17 protein-coding genes are annotated in these 18,667 nt (G+C 60.8%); 7 read left to right on the top strand and 10 right to left on the bottom strand.

The genetic code is table 11. The annotated features are described in order from the left end of the window. Window positions 1-59 precede the first annotated feature (59 nt). Genes PY649_RS28665 through PY649_RS28655 form a run of 3 tightly spaced genes read right to left on the bottom strand, consistent with a single transcriptional unit; the run spans window position 60 to window position 3,820 of the window. Entirely contained in the window at window positions 60-1,538 is a 1,479-nt protein-coding gene (locus tag PY649_RS28665; RefSeq protein ID WP_285872297.1) for an NAD-dependent succinate-semialdehyde dehydrogenase, read from the bottom strand. Window positions 1,539-1,540: 2 nt separating this feature from the next. After that, the gene (locus PY649_RS28660; RefSeq protein WP_285872324.1) at window positions 1,541-2,791 is read right to left on the bottom strand and encodes an iron-containing alcohol dehydrogenase; all 1,251 of its coding nucleotides are present in this window, start codon (window positions 2,789-2,791) and stop codon (window positions 1,541-1,543) included. A 24-nt stretch (window positions 2,792-2,815) separates the two neighbouring features. Then, entirely contained in the window at window positions 2,816-3,820 is a 1,005-nt protein-coding gene (locus PY649_RS28655) for an Ldh family oxidoreductase (RefSeq protein WP_285872296.1), read from the bottom strand. A gap of 82 nt (window positions 3,821-3,902) precedes the next feature. Between PY649_RS28655 and PY649_RS28650 the strand changes: the two genes are divergently transcribed. After that, the gene (locus PY649_RS28650; RefSeq protein WP_285872294.1) at window positions 3,903-4,601 is read left to right on the top strand and encodes a GntR family transcriptional regulator; all 699 of its coding nucleotides are present in this window, start codon (window positions 3,903-3,905) and stop codon (window positions 4,599-4,601) included. A 100-nt stretch (window positions 4,602-4,701) separates the two neighbouring features. Then, window positions 4,702-5,217, top strand: a complete 516-nt coding sequence (locus tag PY649_RS28645) for a hypothetical protein (protein WP_285872293.1) — start codon at window positions 4,702-4,704, stop codon at window positions 5,215-5,217. Between the two features lie 236 nt (window positions 5,218-5,453). Here the strand turns inward: PY649_RS28645 and PY649_RS28640 are convergent, their stop codons facing one another. Continuing rightward, entirely contained in the window at window positions 5,454-6,209 is a 756-nt protein-coding gene (locus tag PY649_RS28640; protein WP_285872292.1) for a 2-keto-4-pentenoate hydratase, read from the bottom strand. A gap of 82 nt (window positions 6,210-6,291) precedes the next feature. On the opposite strand from PY649_RS28640, the gene PY649_RS28635 reads away from it, so the two are divergent. Both PY649_RS28635 and PY649_RS28630 read left to right on the top strand, forming a co-directional pair. Next, a complete protein-coding gene (locus PY649_RS28635) occupies window positions 6,292-6,663 on the top strand; it encodes a hypothetical protein (protein ID WP_285872291.1) in 372 nt (123 codons plus the stop codon). A 47-nt stretch (window positions 6,664-6,710) separates the two neighbouring features. Further along, on the top strand, window positions 6,711-7,508 hold the full coding sequence (locus PY649_RS28630; RefSeq protein WP_285872290.1) for a FadR/GntR family transcriptional regulator: 798 nt from the start codon (window positions 6,711-6,713) through the stop codon (window positions 7,506-7,508). Between the two features lie 108 nt (window positions 7,509-7,616). Here the strand turns inward: PY649_RS28630 and PY649_RS28625 are convergent, their stop codons facing one another. The 3 genes from PY649_RS28625 to PY649_RS28615 all read right to left on the bottom strand — a co-directional run bounded on the left by PY649_RS28625 (window position 7,617) and on the right by PY649_RS28615 (window position 11,361). Continuing rightward, window positions 7,617-9,113: an MDR family MFS transporter gene (locus PY649_RS28625; RefSeq protein WP_285872289.1), complete on the bottom strand. Its 1,497-nt coding sequence runs from the start codon at window positions 9,111-9,113 to the stop codon at window positions 7,617-7,619. Between the two features lie 250 nt (window positions 9,114-9,363). Next, a complete protein-coding gene (locus PY649_RS28620; RefSeq protein ID WP_285872287.1) occupies window positions 9,364-9,840 on the bottom strand; it encodes a nucleoside deaminase in 477 nt (158 codons plus the stop codon). Window positions 9,841-9,939: 99 nt separating this feature from the next. After that, window positions 9,940-11,361, bottom strand: a complete 1,422-nt coding sequence (locus PY649_RS28615) for an aldehyde dehydrogenase family protein (protein WP_285872286.1) — start codon at window positions 11,359-11,361, stop codon at window positions 9,940-9,942. A gap of 114 nt (window positions 11,362-11,475) precedes the next feature. Here PY649_RS28615 and PY649_RS28610 point away from each other — a divergent pair, with 114 nt between their 5' ends. Then, window positions 11,476-12,375: a LysR family transcriptional regulator gene (locus PY649_RS28610; RefSeq protein ID WP_285872285.1), complete on the top strand. Its 900-nt coding sequence runs from the start codon at window positions 11,476-11,478 to the stop codon at window positions 12,373-12,375. Window positions 12,376-12,400: 25 nt separating this feature from the next. On the opposite strand, the gene PY649_RS28605 is transcribed toward PY649_RS28610, so the two are convergent. The 3 genes from PY649_RS28605 to PY649_RS28595 all read right to left on the bottom strand — a co-directional run bounded on the left by PY649_RS28605 (window position 12,401) and on the right by PY649_RS28595 (window position 15,835). Then, on the bottom strand, window positions 12,401-13,273 hold the full coding sequence (locus PY649_RS28605) for an ABC transporter permease (RefSeq protein WP_285872284.1): 873 nt from the start codon (window positions 13,271-13,273) through the stop codon (window positions 12,401-12,403). Further along, the gene (locus PY649_RS28600; protein WP_285872283.1) at window positions 13,273-14,193 is read right to left on the bottom strand and encodes an ABC transporter permease; all 921 of its coding nucleotides are present in this window, start codon (window positions 14,191-14,193) and stop codon (window positions 13,273-13,275) included. The genes PY649_RS28605 and PY649_RS28600 overlap by 1 nt, the downstream gene beginning before the upstream one ends. 115 nt (window positions 14,194-14,308) lie before the next feature. Beyond that, window positions 14,309-15,835, bottom strand: a complete 1,527-nt coding sequence (locus tag PY649_RS28595; protein WP_285872282.1) for an ABC transporter substrate-binding protein — start codon at window positions 15,833-15,835, stop codon at window positions 14,309-14,311. 171 nt (window positions 15,836-16,006) lie between these two features. Between PY649_RS28595 and PY649_RS28590 the strand changes: the two genes are divergently transcribed. Both PY649_RS28590 and PY649_RS28585 read left to right on the top strand, forming a co-directional pair. Next, the gene (locus tag PY649_RS28590; RefSeq protein ID WP_285872281.1) at window positions 16,007-17,140 is read left to right on the top strand and encodes an ROK family transcriptional regulator; all 1,134 of its coding nucleotides are present in this window, start codon (window positions 16,007-16,009) and stop codon (window positions 17,138-17,140) included. Between the two features lie 8 nt (window positions 17,141-17,148). Next, window positions 17,149-18,594, top strand: a complete 1,446-nt coding sequence (locus tag PY649_RS28585; protein WP_285872280.1) for a M81 family metallopeptidase — start codon at window positions 17,149-17,151, stop codon at window positions 18,592-18,594. Window positions 18,595-18,667 lie beyond the last annotated feature (73 nt).

Genomic DNA, 18,667 nt, shown 5'->3' with positions numbered 1-18,667 from the left:
AACACCCCCTCAACCTGCGCTGCGCGCGTCCTTCTCCCCGGCTGGGAGAAGGGGAGTCGTCACCAGGTAACGGCGATGTATTTGGTTTCGCAGAATTCCAGAATGCCGTGATGGGCACCTTCGCGGCCGAGACCGCTCTGCTTGGTACCACCGAAGGGTGCCGCGGGATCGGAGACGAGGCCACGGTTCAAGCCGACCATGCCGCTTTCCATCCGCTCCGATACGCGCAGACCGCGGCTGAGATCGCGGGTGTAGACATAGGAGATCAAGCCGAATTCGGTGTCGTTGGCGACACGGATAGCCTCTTCCTCGGTTTCGAAGGTCGTGATCGCGGCGATCGGGCCGAAAATCTCGGCGGCGGCAATGTTCGCATCGGCGGTGACATCCCTAATCACCGTTGGCGGGAAATAATAGCCGTCCTGATCGAGCGGCTTGCCGCCGGTCAGAACATTCGCGCCGCGTGCCGTCGCGTCATCGACGAGGCCGGCGATGCGGTCAAGCGCCGCCTTGTTGATGACAGGCCCGCATTGCGTCGCCTTGTCGTAGCCGGCGCCGACCGTCATGGCGTTCATACGCTCGGCAAGACGCCTGGAAAACTCGTCGACGACGCCCTTCTGCACATAGAAGCGGTTCGCCGCCGTGCAGGCTTCGCCGCCATTTCGCATCTTGGCGACCATGGCGCCTTCGATCGCCGCATCCAAATCCGCGTCGTCGAAGACGATGAAGGGCGCATTGCCGCCAAGCTCCATCGAACAGGAAATGACTGTATCGGCCGCCTCATGCAGCAGCTTGCGGCCGACAGGCGTCGAGCCCGTGAAGGAGAGCTTGCGCACGCGCGGATCGTGCAGCATGGCGCTGACGACCGGGCCGGCTTGGGACGTCGTAATGACGTTGACGACCCCATCCGGAACGCCGGCCTCGGCGTAGATCTCAGCCAGCGCAAAGGCGGTCAGTGGCGTTTCCGTCGCCGGCTTCAAAACGCAGGTGCAGCCTGCCGCCAAAGCCGGCGCGATCTTGCGCGTCGCCATAGCCGCCGGGAAGTTCCAGGGGGTGACGAGCACGGCGATGCCGATCGGCTGGTGCTGGACGATGATTTTGTTGGCGCCGGAGGGCGCGGAATATATATCGCCGTTCAGCCGCACGGCTTCCTCGGAAAACCAGCGGAAGAACTCGGCAGCATAGGCCACTTCGCCATGCGCATCGTTCAGCGCCTTGCCGTTTTCCAGGCTGATCAACTCAGCCAGCATATCCTTGCGCTCGATCATCAGTTCGAAGCAGCGGCGCAGGATCTCGGAGCGCTTGCGCGGCGCGGTCGCTGCCCAGCCGGCAGCGGCTGCATGAGCGGCAGCAACCGCTTCCATGGCGTCATCAATGGTGCAGTCAGCAACCGTCGCGATCGTGACGCCGGTGGAGGGATCGACCACGTCGGCGCGTTTGCCTGTCGAAGCGGGTCGCCATTTGCCGCCAATATAGAGATCGGTCGGAATGGCGGCGATATCGAAGCTGATGGCTGCGGAGATTTTCTGGATGGCATTCATGTCTAATTTGCCTTTCGGTCGGATGCCATGGCGCGAAGACGGCTGCGGCCGCCACTAAACGCGGCCTCGACCAGCACCGCCATCGTCGCCATGTCGAGCGGACGGGGATTGTTCTTGATCAGCCGGGCGCTGCCCATCGCCTGCTCGGCAACGAGCGGCAAATGGTCGGCGACAACCCCGAGATCGGCGATGGTCTTTGGAATGCCGATAGAGGCAAAGAGGTCATCGACCGCATCGATCGTCGCAGAGGCGCGTTCGAACGCTGATGCACCGGCGAGATCGAGGCCCATGGCGACGCCGATCTCGCCCAGTTCGGCCTCGCAATGGTTACGGTTGAACTCCATGACATAGGGCATCATGACAGCGACACCCATGCCGTGCGGTGTGTGGGTCATGGCTCCGACCGGATATTGCACCGCATGGGCAGCAGCCGTGCCAGCGGTGCCGAAAGCCAGCCCGGCGGTGGTCGCCCCCAGCATCAGCCTTTCGCGCGCCACGGCATCGTTCCCATTGTCGTAGGCCTGCTTCAGGCTGGCGGAAATATGCGCGATCGCCATCAGCGCGTAATTGTCGCTCAGCACATTCTTGCCAAGGAAAACATGCTCGTGGACGATCGTTCCGGTCGGCTCGCGACGCACGGTCGTATAGGCCTCGATCGCATGGGTCAGCGCGTCGGCGCCAGAGACGGCGGTCAGGGACGGCGGACAGGAATAGGTCAATTCCGGATCACAGATTGCTGTGTGCGAAATCAGATGAGGGCTGGCGATGCCGACCTTTACGGCCCGGTCCGGGTCCGTGATGACAGCAACAGGCGTGACCTCGGAACCAGTGCCGGAGGTCGTCGGCAAAGCGATCAGCGGCAAGACCGGTCCCGGCACCTTGAACTCGCCGTAATAATCCTGAGCCCTGCCGTCATGCGCCAGCAGCAGTGCAATCACCTTAGCGGCATCGATGCAACTTCCACCGCCGATGCCGACAACAAGATCGGCGCCGGAAGCTTTGCCGAGCTCGACGCCGCGGGCAATGCATTCCAGCGGCAATTCGGCGATTGTTCCGTCAAATATCTTTGTTTTTACACCGACTTGCGAGAGCGTATCAATAATTTGCTTGAACTCGCTGTTGGCCGCCAGCCGTTCGTCCGTGACAACCAATGCGTGTTTGCCCAGACCGGCGGCATAGGATGCGAGCGCGCGACGCTGGCCAACGCCGAAGACCAGATTACGCGGTGTGCGCAGTGTACCGAACAATGACAATGCCATTTCTCCTTTAGCGGCTTATTAGGCCGCAACTTTCGTTCCGGCCAGAACTTGCAGCCGTTCCCAAACCTCGTCGGCGATCGGCACGCCATCCCGCAGCCTTTGCTCGCGGCAGGAGCGGCCGCGCTCGCCGGGGATCAGCACCCGATCGAAGCCCGCGGCCGGTTCCAACGCGCGAATTTCATCGAGATAGGCTTTCAGGCCGTAATGCGGGCCATCGATCACGATAAAGAGGTCGCCCTTGTTGCAAATCGCCGTCTCGTCCAGCGTCCCGCGGACGTCGGTCCCGATCGCGGCACTTGCGAGACTGCTGACCAACAGCTCGAAAGCGAGACCGAGCGCATAGCCCTTGGCCTGGCCGAAGGGCGCGATCGCGCCTTTTTTCGCCGCCTCGGCGTCCGTCGTCGGATTGCCGGCCGCATCCAGCGCCCAATGCTTCGGGATCGGCGCCTTGCGATGCGCGTGGTCATGGATCTCGCCCATCGATACGACGCCGGTGGCGGTATCCATCATGAAAGGCCCATCCTCGGTCGGAATGCCGATCGCAATCGGATTGGTGCCGAGCATGGCGCGGCGTGCGCCCCAAGGATGCACCAGGGCCTCGCTGGTCGACAGCGCGATGACGGTGAACCCTTCGCCGGCGACCCGCTCGGCGTACCAACCGAGCATGCCGATATGGTTGGAATTGCGGATCGCCGCGATGGCGATCCCCGTTTCCCGCGCCCGCGCCGTCAGTGCTTCCAGTGCCGCATTGGCGACCACAGGGCCAAGCCCGCGCTGGCCGTCGACGCTCAGGAAGGCCCGCTTGCGCCATTCATGCAGACCGCGCACATTAGGATCCGCAACGCCATTGGCGATGCGGCGCGTGATTCGGTCGAGACGGAGAAAACCGTGGGACGGGATACCGCGAAGTTCGGCTTCGAATAGGAGGTTAAGCTGCTGATCGGCATGATCCTGTGGAATACCGGCGCGTTTGAGTGCCTTGGCAGCCACATCCCGCAACAAATTCGCGTCGACAACGGTCACAACACAAAATCCGATCGGATATCTGATTGAAGCCAAGGCACTATGCTGCTAAGGAAAGATTGCGTCAAGGGAGTAATTTTCAATGGCAAAGGGTCTGATCGGGACGAGTGATACCGGAAGCAGTTTCGTGCGCCGCCCTCCCCGTCTCGGCGACGAAGTTTACAATGCGATCTACGCGCAATTGATGTCGCTGAAGATCCCGCCAGGCGGCCGTATCTCGGTCGATAGCCTTGTGCGTGAACTCGGCGTCTCGCAGACGCCCATCCGCGAAGCGCTGTCTCGGTTGGAAGCGCTGGGTCTCGTCGTGAAGACCCATCTCATCGGCTACAGCGCCGCCCCGCAGCTGGACAAGGACCGGCTGCAGCAGCTCTATGAACTACGGCTGCTGTTGGAGCCGTTCGCGGCTGGCCGCGCGGCTGTCAACATGACGGAGGAAGCAATCGAGGCGCTGGAGAAGGTCGACAAGGACATGCGCTCGGCCCGCAATGACGATCCCCGCCTTGCCTATGGCGAATTCGCCCAGAGCGACAGCACCTTCCACGACCTCATCGCCATCGGCAGTGGCAATCTGCTGATCCATGAGACGCTGGCGCGGCTGCACACTCATGTGCATCTCTTCCGCCTGTTCTTTCACGCCCGCGCCACCACTGATGCCAATGACGAGCACGAGCGCATCATCGCTGCGATCAAGCAAAAGGACCCGGCTGCCGCCGAAGCGGCGATGCGCGACCATATCGAACGGTCGCGCAAGCGCTTCATGATGATCTTCGGTAGCGAATAGGCGGCCAAAGGTATGTTAGTCGGGTTTTTACATACGACGGGCTGCGAACTCATAAAGCAAGCTCGGTGAATAGTAGTTTGCACAAGGATTAGGTCCATCAATGTTATCGCTTGATGATCCTCGCTGGAAAGAATTGCTCCACGCCTACGGCAATGCCGAGGATGTTCCGGAATTGCTGAGTGTGCTGGGTTCGTCGCCAGGTCCAAAGGTAGACGTTAACGTGGAGCCTTGGCATAGCCTCTGGTCGTGCCTTTGCCATCAGGGCGACGTTTATACCGCTTCATACGCAGCCGTTCCCCACATCGTGAAAATTGCAAACGAAACTCAGGGACCCATCGATCGCTCATTTTTCCTATTGCCGGCCGCCATTGAAGTAGCTCGCCGGACAGGACAGGGGCCAGAGCTTTGCGATCTGTACGCCGAAGATTATCACGACGCGATAAAGCAGCTAGTTGATACCGTCAGCATTCACCGGAACGAGGCCTGGGACCAGGCGATGCTTTTGTCCGTCGCGGCAGCGCAAGCCGTTGCAAAAGGGCATGTCGACGTAGCAGAAGCGCTACTGAACTTGGACGCAAATTGGATCGAAAAAATCAATAGCGGCGAGTTCGATTGAATTTTCGCAATGTCGATGTGTGATGCAAATGCGCCGCGCGCCGATGTCACCTCACTGACTTCGATGACGTGCCATCAAACCACTTCTATCCAACAAGCCGCGAAGCGTAGGCGCGTTGCCGAATACTGAAGCTACGCTGGACGAAGCCGGCAATATACTTGCCGGCTTCGTCCTATGATGAATAGTTCAGGGCCACGCGAGAGCGTAAGCGTTGGGGTCGCAACAAAGCGTTCCAATTAGACTAGCCGCAGCGAAATGGCTCCCAATGCGCCGAAATCGGCGCTGACGGTTTCGCCGGGACGGCCGATCGGCGCATTTATGCGTGAGCCGGTGATGACGACCTGCCCGGCCTTGAAGCCGCCGTAGTCGCGGGCGCGGCCGTTGGCGAGCCAAGTCAATGCTTCCAGCATATCGGCGAGGGACGGTCCTGTATCGACGGTCGACACCGCAGACCCGATCCTCAGCGTGATGCCAAGACGGGACAGGTCGATATCCTGCCAATTCTCCTTCGCCGCGCCGACGGCGACGCCGGAATTGTTTTGCAGGTCGGCGATAACGGTCAGCCGCGGCACCTCCAACTTCGGATTGAAACGTGTTCCAAGGATTTCGAGGGACGGATGCAGCGCCGCGATCGCGGACTGAACCTGCTGCTGGCTATAGGGTGTGTCGCGCGGCGGCAGATCGATGCCGAAACGGACGCCGACCTCAGCCTCGACGAGCGTCGCCATGGCGCCGGCAACACTCAGGACGTCGCTGCCACGGCGGTAGACACTGGCAAAAATCGGTGAGCAAAGCGGCTCCGGACCGGTTCCGGCTGCGACCTTCCAGCCGCCGATGCCCTCTTCGCCAAGTTCGATCAGCTTATCTTGTACCCTATAGGCCGCCTCGATGCTCTCAGGAACGAAATCGTCAGCCAACCCCTCAAGATGGAAGCCACTATGCCGAGCGCTCAGCAAATTCTTCGCTGCCGCGGCAACACACTTCTCGATCAAAGTCCTCTCCCCCGCTGTTATCTGGAATTCCGGAAGGCCATGACCGAGCGCCATAGCATAAAATCCGATCGGATATCTGATTGTGGCAATATCAATTGCTTATACGATCCCGTCAAGCCGTGAAGTCGCACTTGCTATCTTGAATATGTGTAGTGAGATGACGTCAATAGCCCTTGTCGTGCATGACGATGTCATCCCTGCGCCGGAGATCACTTGCGCGATGATGGTCAATCCGGGCAACGATTTCAACTATGCGCCGAGCCTCATTCAGCTCGTTTTGTTAAACAAACCGGTCGATGTGGCGATAGTAGGCATGCACACGCAAGACATGGTAGAGTCTGACGTGAGATATGGCGCAACGAAAATGGCCGAATCGACATCGACCAATTATGGAGCCGTTACGCGAAGCCCAAAATATCAGCGTGAGATCCCAAGGGAGTCCGTCATTGGCTGAAATTTTGCTCGTATCGGCTCTTCAACCAAGAATGAGAGTCTCGGATAATGAAGCACGGCATTGATGCAACGACTGCCGCTCGGGTGAGCCCGGAAACGAAACTGATCGTGACGCAGTCCCCATTCGATGCCTATGTACGCAAATACGGTACGATCCCGCGGCGCGGCGTCTTCGGCTATTTCGTCCATGAACTCGGCCGCCGCATCGTCGGTGGCGATTATCCGGTCGGTACTACGCTTCCGAACGAGCCGGATCTGGTGGAGCAGTTCGGCATCAGCCGCACCGTCATCCGCGAGGCGATGAAATGCCTGGCCGGCAAGGGGCTGGTGGAAATCAAGACCCGCGTCGGCACGCGAGTGAAGGAACGCTCCAACTGGCATCATCTCGATACCGACGTCATGGTCTGGCACTACGAGACCGGTCCGTCGATGGAGATCATGCGCTCGATCAAGGACCTCCGGCGGGTGCTGGAGCCGGAGGCGACGGCGCGAGCGGCTGCCCGCGGGACCGCGGACGACCTAGCCGCCATCGCCTCTGCCTATGAGGACATGGTTTCCACCATCGGCGACGTCAACACCAATGCCGACGCCGACCTACGCTTCCATACCGCGATTTTCGCCGCCACCCGCAACATGGTCTATGCGCAACTCATCGATCTGATCGCCGTCGCGATCTACGCCAACCGTGCACTTTCGAGCCATGACGAGGTGGCGGAAGGCCAGAAGCGCTCCCTGCCCTACCACAAGGACGTCCTCGACGCGATCGTCGCCCGCGATCCCGACGCGGCCCTCAAGGCCTCGCACCGCCTGCTCGATTCCTGGCGCATCGATCGCTACGATTTCTGAGGCGGCAAAGGCGGCCGTGGATCATTGTCCCTGTGCCGGAAAGAGCAAGAGCGGATAATCGCAACTGACCGGCGGAGTTTGCCCATCACCAAGCAAATGAGCAGAAAATCAGTGCGTCATCGCTTCCTGCGCATCCGTCTTTGACATCTGCCGGCGCCCTGCATCACGCGCGACCGGAATGAGCCAGGTGGTCGCACAGGTCAGGACCGCGACGACGACGACACCCCAGAAACTCCAATGCAGGGCAGCATCGAAGACGCCACGGATCGCTGGATTACTAGCGAGGTCCGAAAGTCCGCTCGGCTGGTTCAGGACGTCATGCAGCTTGGCGGCCAGATCGCCGCTGCCAAAATGGACAATGCCGATATTGAGCACCGCGCCCAACGCGGTCGCGCCGAGTGTGTTGCCGAGACTGCGCGAAAAGATGATGGACGCCGTGGCGCTGCCACGCATCGACCATTCCACACTCTCCTGTACGAGCACGATACTGGTGAGGCTGATGAGACCCATGCCGAAACCCATAAGGAAAGAGCCGATACCCGCCAGCACCGGGCTGCTCGCCGGCGTCAGGAACAAAAGAAAAGCGGAGCCGAAGGGAAACATGAAGCTGCCGACACGCAGGGTCCTGCGAATGCCGAACGTGCGGAAGAGGCGGCTCGACATCATCACCGCCAACGGCCAGCCGACGATCAGCATCGTCAGCGTGAAACCGGCCACCAGCGGCGAACGGCCGAGCACGCCCTGCACGTAGATCGGCAGAACGGTCGTCAGCCCGATCAGAGCCATGCCGGCCAGAAGCGTCGCCGCATTGCTGGTCGCCACCAGCCGCCGGCTCCACAGTTCGATCGATATGATCGGCTCCGGTGCGCGCCGCTCTTGTAGGAGGAACAACACGCCGGTGACGACGAAGACGATCGCGAGCGAGCCGAGAACGCCGAAACCGGAAGCGGTTTCCGTAAGGATCACCAGGAGGGAGATGATCGATATCGAGAACAGGATGGTGCCGAGATAATCGATCCTCGCCTCGCGCGGTGTGATCTGCTCATGCAGGAAGAAGGTGAAGCCGATGATGGTCAACACGCCAATTGGCAGGTTGATCCAGAAAATCCACGCCCAGGAGAAGTTATCGACAATAACGCCGCCGGCAAGTGGACCGATGACGGCCGATACCGCCCAGACGCTGGCGAGTGCGCCCTGCACCTTGGCGCGCTCCTCTAGCTTGTAGAGATCGCCGACCACGGTCATCGTCACCGGCTGAATCGCGCCGGCGCCGAGACCCTGCAGCAGTCGGAAGGCGATCAGCGAGGCCATTGACCAAGCCACGCCCGCCAACGCCGAACCGACCAGGAAGATCAGGATGCCACCGATCAGCATCGGCTTGCGACCGAAAATATCCGACAGTTTGCCGTAGATCACTGTCGTCGTGGACTGCGCCAGGAGGAACGCAGAGAAAACCCAGCTGTAATAGGTGAAGCCGCCGAGCTGGCCGACAATGCGGGGCATGGCGGTAGCAACGATCGTCGCCTCGACCGCGACCATGAAGGTCGCCAGCATGATCGAGACAATGACCAACGGGCGTCTCGAACGATCGGCCGTACTGGACATGACATTCCTCTCTGACTGTTCCGCCCGGCCGCAAATGCCTGCGGGCCGTCGACACGGCCATGGACGAACAATAAATACTTGAGATCAACGTTGGCGGGTCGAGCAACTGCAGGGGCGCGGCCTGCTGAATCGTTATCGCAGGCATTGCATAGTTGCGCCCGCATATGTCAACCATTTAACGAAATCGCGTCTCGCACAGCCGCTTCACGATTTTATGACATACCCCAATCGGGACAGCGAAACCTATGCCTCACCACACGCCGTCATGCAGCGCCGTCGCCTCCTCGCAGAGCATCGGCCCGATGACCTCAACTTTTCGCTGACCCGCTTCAAAGACCACGCGGCAGGGCAGATCAAGTGTCGGATTTTCGGGGTGACTGCCAATGATCTTCTTCAACCGGCTTTCGCTGAGCCCATAGACGACGCGGCCGACGCCAGCCCAGTAGGCGGCGCCGGCGCACATGGCACAGGGTTCAGCTGAGGTATACATCGTGCATTGCACGAGGAAGCCCGGCGAATATTGCTGCGAAGCCCGCGTCATCAGCACGCGCTCCGCATGGCCCGTCATGTCCTGCGTCGGATTGTAGGCGTTTTCCTGTTCCATCAGCACCGTGCCGTCAGGCCCGACGAGAATGGCACCGAAAGGATGATTGCCGTTCAGCCGCGCCCGTGACGCCACTTCGAAGGCGCGGCGCAGAAAGACTTCGTCATCGAGAGGAGCGATCATGGGGCACCGCCTTGCAATGAAACGCAATGTCGGCAGCTTGCTCGTTGCAAATCCGGCTGACAAGTCGCCATTTCAAGGCTGGCGCAGGAAATACGTTGCTCAAGCGGCGGCGATCACGCTCTTCGGCTCCAGATAGGCTTCCAGACCAAACACTCCGTACTCGCGGCCGATGCCGGATTGCTTGAAACCGCCGAAGGGCGCCATGGGCTCATTGTGAAAACCGTTGATCAGCACCCGACCGGCCAGGATGCGCGAGGCGACCGTGCGCGCATGCGCCGGATTGGAGGAGATAACATAGGCCTGAAGGCCGTAGACGGTGTCGTTGGCGATTGCGATCGCCTCCTCTTCGCTGCTGTAGGTGAGGACGCAGAGAACCGGCCCGAAGATTTCCTCGCGGGCGATCGTCATGTCGTTGCTAACACCGGTGAAAACGGTCGGTTTGACGAAATACCCGTTCTCCAGACCATCCGGACGTCCTTCGCCGCCGATCAGGATGGTCGCACCTGCTTCGACCCCAAGATGAATATAGCGCTGCACGCGCTCATATTGTTTTTGGCTGACCATCGGACCTATCGCCGTTGCGGGGTCACGGGGGTCGCCGACCTTGATGTTCTCGACCGCAGTCTTGAGCAACTCGTTGAATTCCGCCGTGCGCGATTCCGGCACAAGCACGCGTGTGCCGGCAATGCAGGCCTGGCCGCTATTAGCGAAGCCGGCGGCGATGACATGCGGAATGGCCTCAGCAAAATCCGCATCATCGAGAACCAGTGTTGGCGACTTACCACCCAGTTCCAGCGTCACCCGCTTCATGGTCTCCGCCGCCGTGCGCAGGATCGCCTTGCCGACGGCTGTTGAGCCGGTAAAGGAAATCTTGGCGATATCCGGATGGCTGCTCAATTCGCTGCCGACCACATCGCCGCGGCCGTTGACGATGTTGAACACGCCGGCTGGCAAGCCGGCATCGTGCAGGCACTCCGTCAGGATTTGTGTCTGCGAAGCGCTCATCTCACTCGGCTTGACGACGGCGGTGCAGCCCGCGGCAATCGCGGTCGAGAGCTTGTTGCAGATGAAACCGTAATCATTGTTCCAGGGGGTGATGAGGCCGACGACTCCGAGCGGCTCCATGATTACCTGCGCCGTTCCGATCCGCCGTGTGAATTCATATTGCTCGAGCGTTTTCGCGGCATTGAGAAAACAATCGGCCGCATATTGTGTCGCCCAGGCGGCACGCGATACCGGGCCGCCATATTCCTCGATCGTAACCTCGGTCAGGGCTTCCGCCTTTGCGAGAACGGCATCGTGCAGGCGATGCAGCAAGGCGATACGCTCCTCCTTGCTTGTCTGTGAGAATGACGGAAAAGCGCGCTTGGCGGCGGCAATGGCGCGGCGCGCATCCTCGGCGTCGCCAAGCCTGACCTTGCCGATGACCTCGCCTTTTGCCGGATTGACGAGATCGAAAAACTCTTCCCCGTGCGGCGTAACGAAACTGCCGTCGATATAAATCTTGTCGATGATCCGCATGATGATCTCCTTGTCCGGCTGATGGCGGTATCTCTGGTCATTTCCGATATAAGCCGATAGGTTTGCATCAATAAGCAGGACAAAGCGCCATGAGGTGGTGCGGAAATCGGGATAATGCACAAGTCCGGATTGATCGAACTCGAAGCCGTCATCGCCGTTGCTCGACGCGGCAGTTTCCGAGCCGCGGCGGTGGAGCTTGGCATGTCGTCGACAGCGCTGAGCCATGCCGTCGCCGGATTGGAGGCGCGGCTCGGCGTACGCCTGTTCAACCGGACAACGCGCAGCGTGTCACTTTCGCCGGCCGGCGAGCAATTCGTCGCCACGGTCGCGCCGGCGCTTTCGGACATCCATGGCGCCATGGAGGCGGTTAACAGCCATCGCGACACCCCCGCCGGCATATTGCGCATCAACAGTTCCGTTGGGGCGGCACGCCAGATCCTGACGCCGATCGTTCTTGAATACCTCAGACGCTATCCGGACATGCAGGTCGACCTCGTGACCGAAGGCCGGATGATCGATATCGTCGTCGATGGCTTCGATGCCGGTATCCGCACGGTCGATACCGTGCCGAAAGACATGATTGCCGTGCCGTTCGGCCCGCCGCTGCGCTACGCCATCGTCGGGTCTCCCGCCTATTTCGAAGTGCACCCCCGGCCCGGCAAGCCGCAGGATCTGACGCAGCATCGCTGCATCCGTGCCCGCTTGCCAGGCGGCGCGCTCTATCGTTGGGAATTTGAAAAGCGGGGCGAAGCACTCACCCTCGATGTTCCCGGTTCCCTCACACTCGATGAGCCAACGCTGATGCTGGAGTCGGCCCGCGAAGGCGCCGGCCTGGCCTATCTTTCGGAATGGTCCGCTGCTGCCGACATTGCTGCGGGGCGGTTACTGCGTGTATTGGAGGACTGGACGCCGGCTCTGCCTGGCCTCTGCCTTTATTATCCCGGCCGCCGGCTTCTGCCGGCCGGATTGCGAGCGTTTGTCGATCTCATCCATGAGATCGGCCGGCATATCTGATTGCCGAAAACCCTAATCCCCGCGGCTAGCGGCGCGGGTCGAGCATGTCCCGCAGGCCATCGCCGAGAATGTTGAAGCCGAGCACGGTGACCATGATGGCAAGACCGGGAAATAGCGACATGTAGATGTTGAGGCCGAGATAGTTGCGGCCGTCGCTCATCATCGCGCCCCATTCCGGCAGAGGCGGCTGTGCGCCGAGACCGAGGAAGGAGAGGCTGGCCGCAGAGAGGATCACCGTTCCCGCCGTCAGCGTCGATTGCACGATGATCGGGCCGATGGCGTTACGCAGAATATAGTGCGTCATGATCCGCCCGCGCGAAATGCCGAGCGAGGTCGCCGCCTCGACATATTCCATCTGCTTCAGCCCAAGCGTCAGATTGCGGCTGAGGCGTGCATAGACCGGCACCGAAAAGATCGCGATGGCGATCATCATGTTGAAGAGACTGGTGCCGAGAACGCTGACGATCAGGATGGCGAGCACGACGCCCGGAAAGGCGAAGAGCACGTCCATGATCCACATGATGGCATGGTCGACATAGCGGCCGGTCATCCCAGCAACGATGCCGAGCGGTACCCCGACGACAGTCGCAAGCCCGACGCTAAGGATCACTTCCAGCAGCGAAATGCGGGCGCCGTAGATGACGCGAGCGAAGATATCGCGGCCATTGTCGTCCGTGCCGAACGGATGCTCGAAGCTCGGCGGCAGCATGGTGTTGATCAGGTCTTGCGCATAGGGATCAGCCGAGGTGATCAGCGGAGCGAAGATGGCGAGCAGCACGATGACGCCGATCAATATGCCGCCGATGAGAATGCCGCGATGGGCGGTCAAACGACGCCATGCGGTGCGATAGCGTCCGCGCGCCGATGCAGCTCCACCCTTTGGCTCAACCAACGCCATCAGTCGAACCTTATTCTGGGGTTCAAGGCCGCAATCAGCATTTCCGCCAGAAAGTTCATCACCACGACGCCGGTCACGGCGACCAGCGTGACACCCTGGATGACGGGATAGTCTCGATAGCGAACGGAATCGACCAGAAGCCGGCCGATGCCCGGCCAGTTAAACACCGATTCCGTCACCACGGCGCCGCCGATAAGGCTACCGAAATTCAGTCCGACGATGGTGATGATTGGCAGCAATGCGTTACGCAGCGCGTGGCTCCAATAGATGGTAGCAGCCGGCACGCCCTTGGCGCGCGCCGTGCGGATATAATCCTGAGACAGCACCTCGATCATGCTGGATCGCGTCATACGGGCGATGACGGCCATCGGCAGGACGGCAAGCGAGACGGAGGGCAGGATATAGCTTTTCCACGATGTCGCACCGAGCAGCGGCAGCCAGCCGAGCGAAACCGAGAAGGTGTTCATCGCCATCAACGCCAGCCAGAAATTTGCGATCGACGCGCCGGCGATCGCAAGCAGCATGACGAGCTGGTCCGGCCAACGATGACGGAAAATCGCGCCCGCCATGCCGGCCGGAACACCGACGAGGATGGCGAGCAGATAGGAGGTGATCGCCAGCGCGATCGTATAGGGCAGACGCTCACCGATCTCGGAGACGACGGGCAATTTCGATTTGATCGACATGCCGAGATCGCCCCTCACCGCGCCGTAAGCGAAATCGGCATATTGCGCCGGCAGGCTGCGGTCGAGCCCGAGGCGCGTGCGCATATCGTCGACCGCGGCTTGAGTTGCTTCCGGCCCGGCCATCAGGCGGGCGGGATCGCCGGGCAGAGCGCGAATGGCAAGAAACACCAGCAGCGAGACGCCGATCAGGATCAGCGGCAGCGCAAGCAGCTTTCTGGCGATATAGGCTTTCATCAGACAGTCATTTCCGGGAGGTGCGGACGGAGACTAGAGCACCCCGCATTCAAATGTAGTCATGTGAATGCGCGTAAGAAGCATAGCGCTATGGCAGCCTCCGTCCGGCAAGTCATCAGTCCTTGGTCGCGTCCTTGACCTCGATCTGGCCGCCAGGCACGACCCAGACGCCTTTGACGTTGGCACGGGTCGCATAGAGGTCCTGCGTCGTATAGAGCAGTACATGCGGCGCCTCGTCATTGACGATCTTCTGCGCCTCGACATAAAGCGCGTTGCGGGCGCCTTCGTCTAGCGTGGACGCTGCTTTGTCGAGCACCTCGTCCAGCTTCGGCTCATTGAAGAAGCCTAGATTGGCGCCGGTTGGCGCTGCGCTCGCCGAATAATAAAGTGGACGGAACTGCAGGTCTGCGCCGTTCACGCCCGATGACCAGGAAGCGACAACCGAGCCGGTGCCATCAGTCTGCTTTCCAGCCGGGTCGGCAAAGGCCGCCTTGGCCCAGACGCCGCTTTCCATGCGGCGGACATCAAGCTTCACGCCTGCCTTGGCCCACATGGCCTGGAGCACTTCGCCAAGACGCGCGTCTGGCTCCTGGACAATGGTCGACATCTCGAAACCTTTGGGATAACCGGCATCGGCAAGCAGCTTTTTCGCTTTGTCGATATCATATGTATAGGGCGCCAGCGTCTTGTCGTATCCGGGCGTCACCGGCGCGAGCGGCGAATTGGCCGGCGTCGCATAACCCTGCATGATCGCCTTGACGAGGCCGGCGCGGTCGGTCGCATAGTTCAACGCCTGACGCACGCGGACATCATCGAGCGGCTTCAGCTTGGTGTTGAGTGCCAGCCAGAAGACCGCGGAGCCTTCGCTCTTGTTGAGCTTCATGTCCGGATTGGCTTCGATCTGCTTGGCAAAGGCCGGCGGCAGCGGGCTGACGACGTCGGCATCACCCGTATGCAATGCCATGTTCATGACCGAGGGTTCGGACGTCCAGGTCCACTTGATTTCGTCGACGCCTTTCGGCGCACCGCCCCAGTAGTTCGGGTTTTTCTCTTCCAGCACATATTCGCCGGATTTATACTCGGCGAGCTTGTAGGGCCCGGTTCCGACCGCCTTGCTGCCGATCGTACCGGCCGCATCCGCAGTCGGGCTTACCATCAGGCAGGCGCCCGTGGTCAGAAGCGCCAGGAAGGCTGGGTAAGGATGCTTCAGCTTGAACTGTACGGTCATCGGATCGACGGCCGTGACGCTATCGATGAAGGTGCGCAAACGGCCGCTGGCGGCAAGGCCGCGTTTCGGATCGAGATGGCGGGCGAAATTCTTGACGACCGCATCGGCATTGAACGGCGTACCGTCATGGAAGGTCACGCCTTCGCGCAGCTTGAAGGTCCAGACGAGGCCGGCGTCGTCGCTCTTCCACTCGGTGGCGAGCGCCGGCTTCAGCGTAAGATCGGAACTGCGGGCAAGAAGGCCCTCATACATCGGGTCCAGCAGCGCGGCCGTATAGGTTGCGGTCTGGTCGCCCGGGTCCATCGAGCGCGGAGCCTCGGTCTGCATGACGTTCAACGTCGAGGCCAGTGCCGCGATCGGCGAAAACAGCGAGCTGGCGATTACACCAACCGCAAGCAAGCTGCTGCTTTTCATGAGTTTTTTCCTGAAGATCGTCATCTCGTTCACCCATTTTGAATGTCTACCATCCATCGGCTGGGCAATGGACTTAAGTCATATTTTGTAATTTATTGCGGTTGATTTGTTCACTTGCTGAACTTATTGTCAAGCCAAAATAATAGGCAAACACCCAGGCGGAACATCGAATTGCTTACCTCCTCGCAGCGACAACTCCTGCGCGTCATCAGCGAGTCCGGCCCACTCAGCCGGACGGTTCTTGCCGCGTCGATGGGGCTCAGCAAGGCGGCGATGAGCGGCATCGCCCGTGACCTCATTACGCTCGGCGTCCTGCATGAGACCGAGACGGTCTATGGCCAGGGCCGGCCGTCGATATTGCTCGACCTGCATCCCGAAGGCGCGTTCTTCGTCGGCATTTCACTGCTTGAAGATCCGGCACCGATGGTCCTCAGCGATCTCAACGGCAAGATCATCGCCCGGGAGAACATGCCGCTGTCGCGCGATCCGGAGGTTATCGCAGGACTGATCGCCGACGCGCTTCCGAAGCTGCTCGCCAGGCGGCCGGATGCGGCGGACAAATTGTCGGGCCTCGGCGTTGCTCTTTCCGGGTTCGTCGATGAGAAGCAGGCCAATTGCGTGCAATCCACTCTGCTTGGCTGGCAGGATGTACCGCTGGCCAAGATCATCCGGCAAAAGACTGGCATCGAGACCTTCATCGAAAACGACGCCAAGGCAGTCGCCGTCAGTGAAAAGCTGTTCGGCAGTGCCCGCGACATTCAGAACTTCAGCGTCGTCTCCTTCGGCGACGGCGTCGGCTGCGCCCATTTTATCGGCGGCAAGCTCTATCGCGGCAATCATGGCGGCGCCGGCGAAATCGCCCATTGCACAATCGAACCTAACGGCTCCCCCTGCCGCTGCGGCAAGCGCGGCTGCCTCGATACGGTTGCGTCGATAAAGGCGATCAAGGAGATGTCGAAGGCGGAAGGCCTTGCCTGCACCTCTCTCACCGAACTGGAAGAAGAAGCATCGGTCGGCAATGCCGTCGCCATCCGCATTCTCCATCGGGCCGGCGGCGCCCTGGGCCTGGCGATCGCCCACCTCATCCAGTTCAACGATCCCGGCATGATCTTGATCACCCACGTCGAAGGCAATTTCGACGGATTGTTCGGCACGGTCGTGCAGCAGGCGATCGAAGCCAATGTGTTGCCGCGCTATGCCGGCCAGACGCCGATCCGCACCCAGCGCGTCGACAGCGACATTTGGGCGCGGGGTGCAGCCAGCATTGCCGCCCATAATTTCCTGATTGGTCCCAACCCGAATTGAGGTTTCCCATGCGCATCGCCGTCGGAGGCATTCATATCGAATGCAGCACGTACAACCCCGTCCTGAACGAAGAAAAGGATTTCCGCGTCGTACGCGGCGAAGAACTGACGGCCGCGCCCTATTTCGCATTTCTCAAGGACTATGACGCCGAATTCCTGCCGACGATCCACGCGAGAGCCATCGCCGGCGGTCCTGTCGCCCGCCACACCTACGAAGCGTTCAAGGCGGAGTTCCTGGAGCGGCTGAAGCCGCTGCTGCCGCTCGACGGTCTCTATCTTGCGATGCATGGAGCGATGTACGTCGAAGGCATGGAGGATGCCGAGGGCGATTGGATCAGTGCTGCCCGCGAGTTGGTCGGCGACGACTGCACGGTTTCGGCGAGCTATGACCTGCATGGCAACGTCACGCAGCGCATCATCGATGCATTGGACATGTATTCCACCTATCGCACCGCGCCGCATATCGACGTCGAGGAGACCATGCGCCGCGCGGTGACGATGCTCACCCAGAGCCTGAAGACCGGCGTGAAGCCGATCCTGCTCTGGGCCCCGATCCCGGTCGTGCTGCCCGGCGAGCGCACCAGCACGGTCGATGAACCCGCAAAAAGCCTCTACGACCTGCTGCCCGGCATCGATGCCATCGACGGCGTCTGGGATGCCTCGCTCATGGTCGGCTATGTCTGGGCCGACGAGCCGCGCGCCACGGCCGCCGCCATCATGACCGGCACGGATCGCTCCGTTCTCGAACGCGAAGCGAAACGGCTGGCACAGGCCTATTGGAATGTCCGCAAGGATTTCGTCTTCGGCTGCGAGACCGGCACGATCGAGGAATGCGTCGCCACGGCGATTGCCAGCCCGACAACCCCTGTGGTGCTCGCGGAATCCGGCGATAACCCGACCGGCGGCGGTGTCGGCGACCGCGCCGATGTCCTGGCGGAGCTGATTGCCCAGGGTGCGACCGGCGTCGTTTTCGCCGGGATCGCCGACAAGGCAGCCACCGAAGCCTGCTATGCTGCCGGCGTCGGCGCGAAACTCGATCTCACTGTCGGTGCTTCGCTGGACACCAAGGGCAGCAAACCGGTGACCGCCGAGTTCACCGTCAAGTTCCTGTTGAATACCGGCGACGCCACGGACCGCCAGGCGGTCGTCTCGGTCGGCGGCATCGATCTGGTGCTGTCGGCAAAACGTCGCCCCTATCATAATGTCGCAGATTTCACGCGTCTTGGCCTTGATCCGCATCAGGCCAAAATCATCGTCGTGAAGTCCGGCTATCTCTCTCCGGAGCTGGCTCCGATCGCCAACCCGAACCTGATGGCACTCTCGCCCGGCGTCGTCGACCAGTTCGTCGAGCGCCTGCCGCGGCTGCGCAAGCAGAAGCCGACCTATCCTTTCGACAAGGATTTTACCTTCACGCCCGAGGTGGCGCTGTCCGCGCGCTCGGCTGGTCGCGCCTGATCACCGTCGAGGCATGGCGCTCCACTTTTCGCTGCAAAATTAGGTGCATTGCACAATTATTGTGCGGCACAAT

The sequence above is a fragment of the Rhizobium mayense genome, assembly GCF_030272705.1.
Taxonomy (GTDB): domain Bacteria; phylum Pseudomonadota; class Alphaproteobacteria; order Rhizobiales; family Rhizobiaceae; genus Rhizobium; species Rhizobium mayense.
Note: the sequence above shows the minus strand (reverse complement) of the source record. Positions and strands in the feature narration are given on the sequence as shown.

Excerpts from the sequence above, each read along its gene's own strand:
- PY649_RS28600 (WP_285872283.1), bottom strand. The coding sequence starts at position 14,193 with ATGAAAGCCTATATCGCCAGAAAGCTGCTTGCGCTGCCGCTGATCCTG.
- PY649_RS28665 (WP_285872297.1), bottom strand. The coding sequence starts at position 1,538 with ATGAATGCCATCCAGAAAATCTCCGCAGCCATCAGCTTCGATATCGCC.
- PY649_RS28610 (WP_285872285.1), top strand. The coding sequence starts at position 11,476 with ATGCACAAGTCCGGATTGATCGAACTCGAAGCCGTCATCGCCGTTGCT.
- PY649_RS28615 (WP_285872286.1), bottom strand. The coding sequence starts at position 11,361 with ATGCGGATCATCGACAAGATTTATATCGACGGCAGTTTCGTTACGCCG.
- PY649_RS28630 (WP_285872290.1), top strand. The coding sequence starts at position 6,711 with ATGAAGCACGGCATTGATGCAACGACTGCCGCTCGGGTGAGCCCGGAA.
- PY649_RS28585 (WP_285872280.1), top strand. The coding sequence starts at position 17,149 with ATGCGCATCGCCGTCGGAGGCATTCATATCGAATGCAGCACGTACAAC.
- PY649_RS28645 (WP_285872293.1), top strand. The coding sequence starts at position 4,702 with ATGTTATCGCTTGATGATCCTCGCTGGAAAGAATTGCTCCACGCCTAC.
- PY649_RS28620 (WP_285872287.1), bottom strand. The coding sequence starts at position 9,840 with ATGATCGCTCCTCTCGATGACGAAGTCTTTCTGCGCCGCGCCTTCGAA.
- PY649_RS28605 (WP_285872284.1), bottom strand. The coding sequence starts at position 13,273 with ATGGCGTTGGTTGAGCCAAAGGGTGGAGCTGCATCGGCGCGCGGACGC.
- PY649_RS28625 (WP_285872289.1), bottom strand. The coding sequence starts at position 9,113 with ATGTCCAGTACGGCCGATCGTTCGAGACGCCCGTTGGTCATTGTCTCG.
- PY649_RS28595 (WP_285872282.1), bottom strand. The coding sequence starts at position 15,835 with ATGAAAAGCAGCAGCTTGCTTGCGGTTGGTGTAATCGCCAGCTCGCTG.
- PY649_RS28650 (WP_285872294.1), top strand. The coding sequence starts at position 3,903 with ATGGCAAAGGGTCTGATCGGGACGAGTGATACCGGAAGCAGTTTCGTG.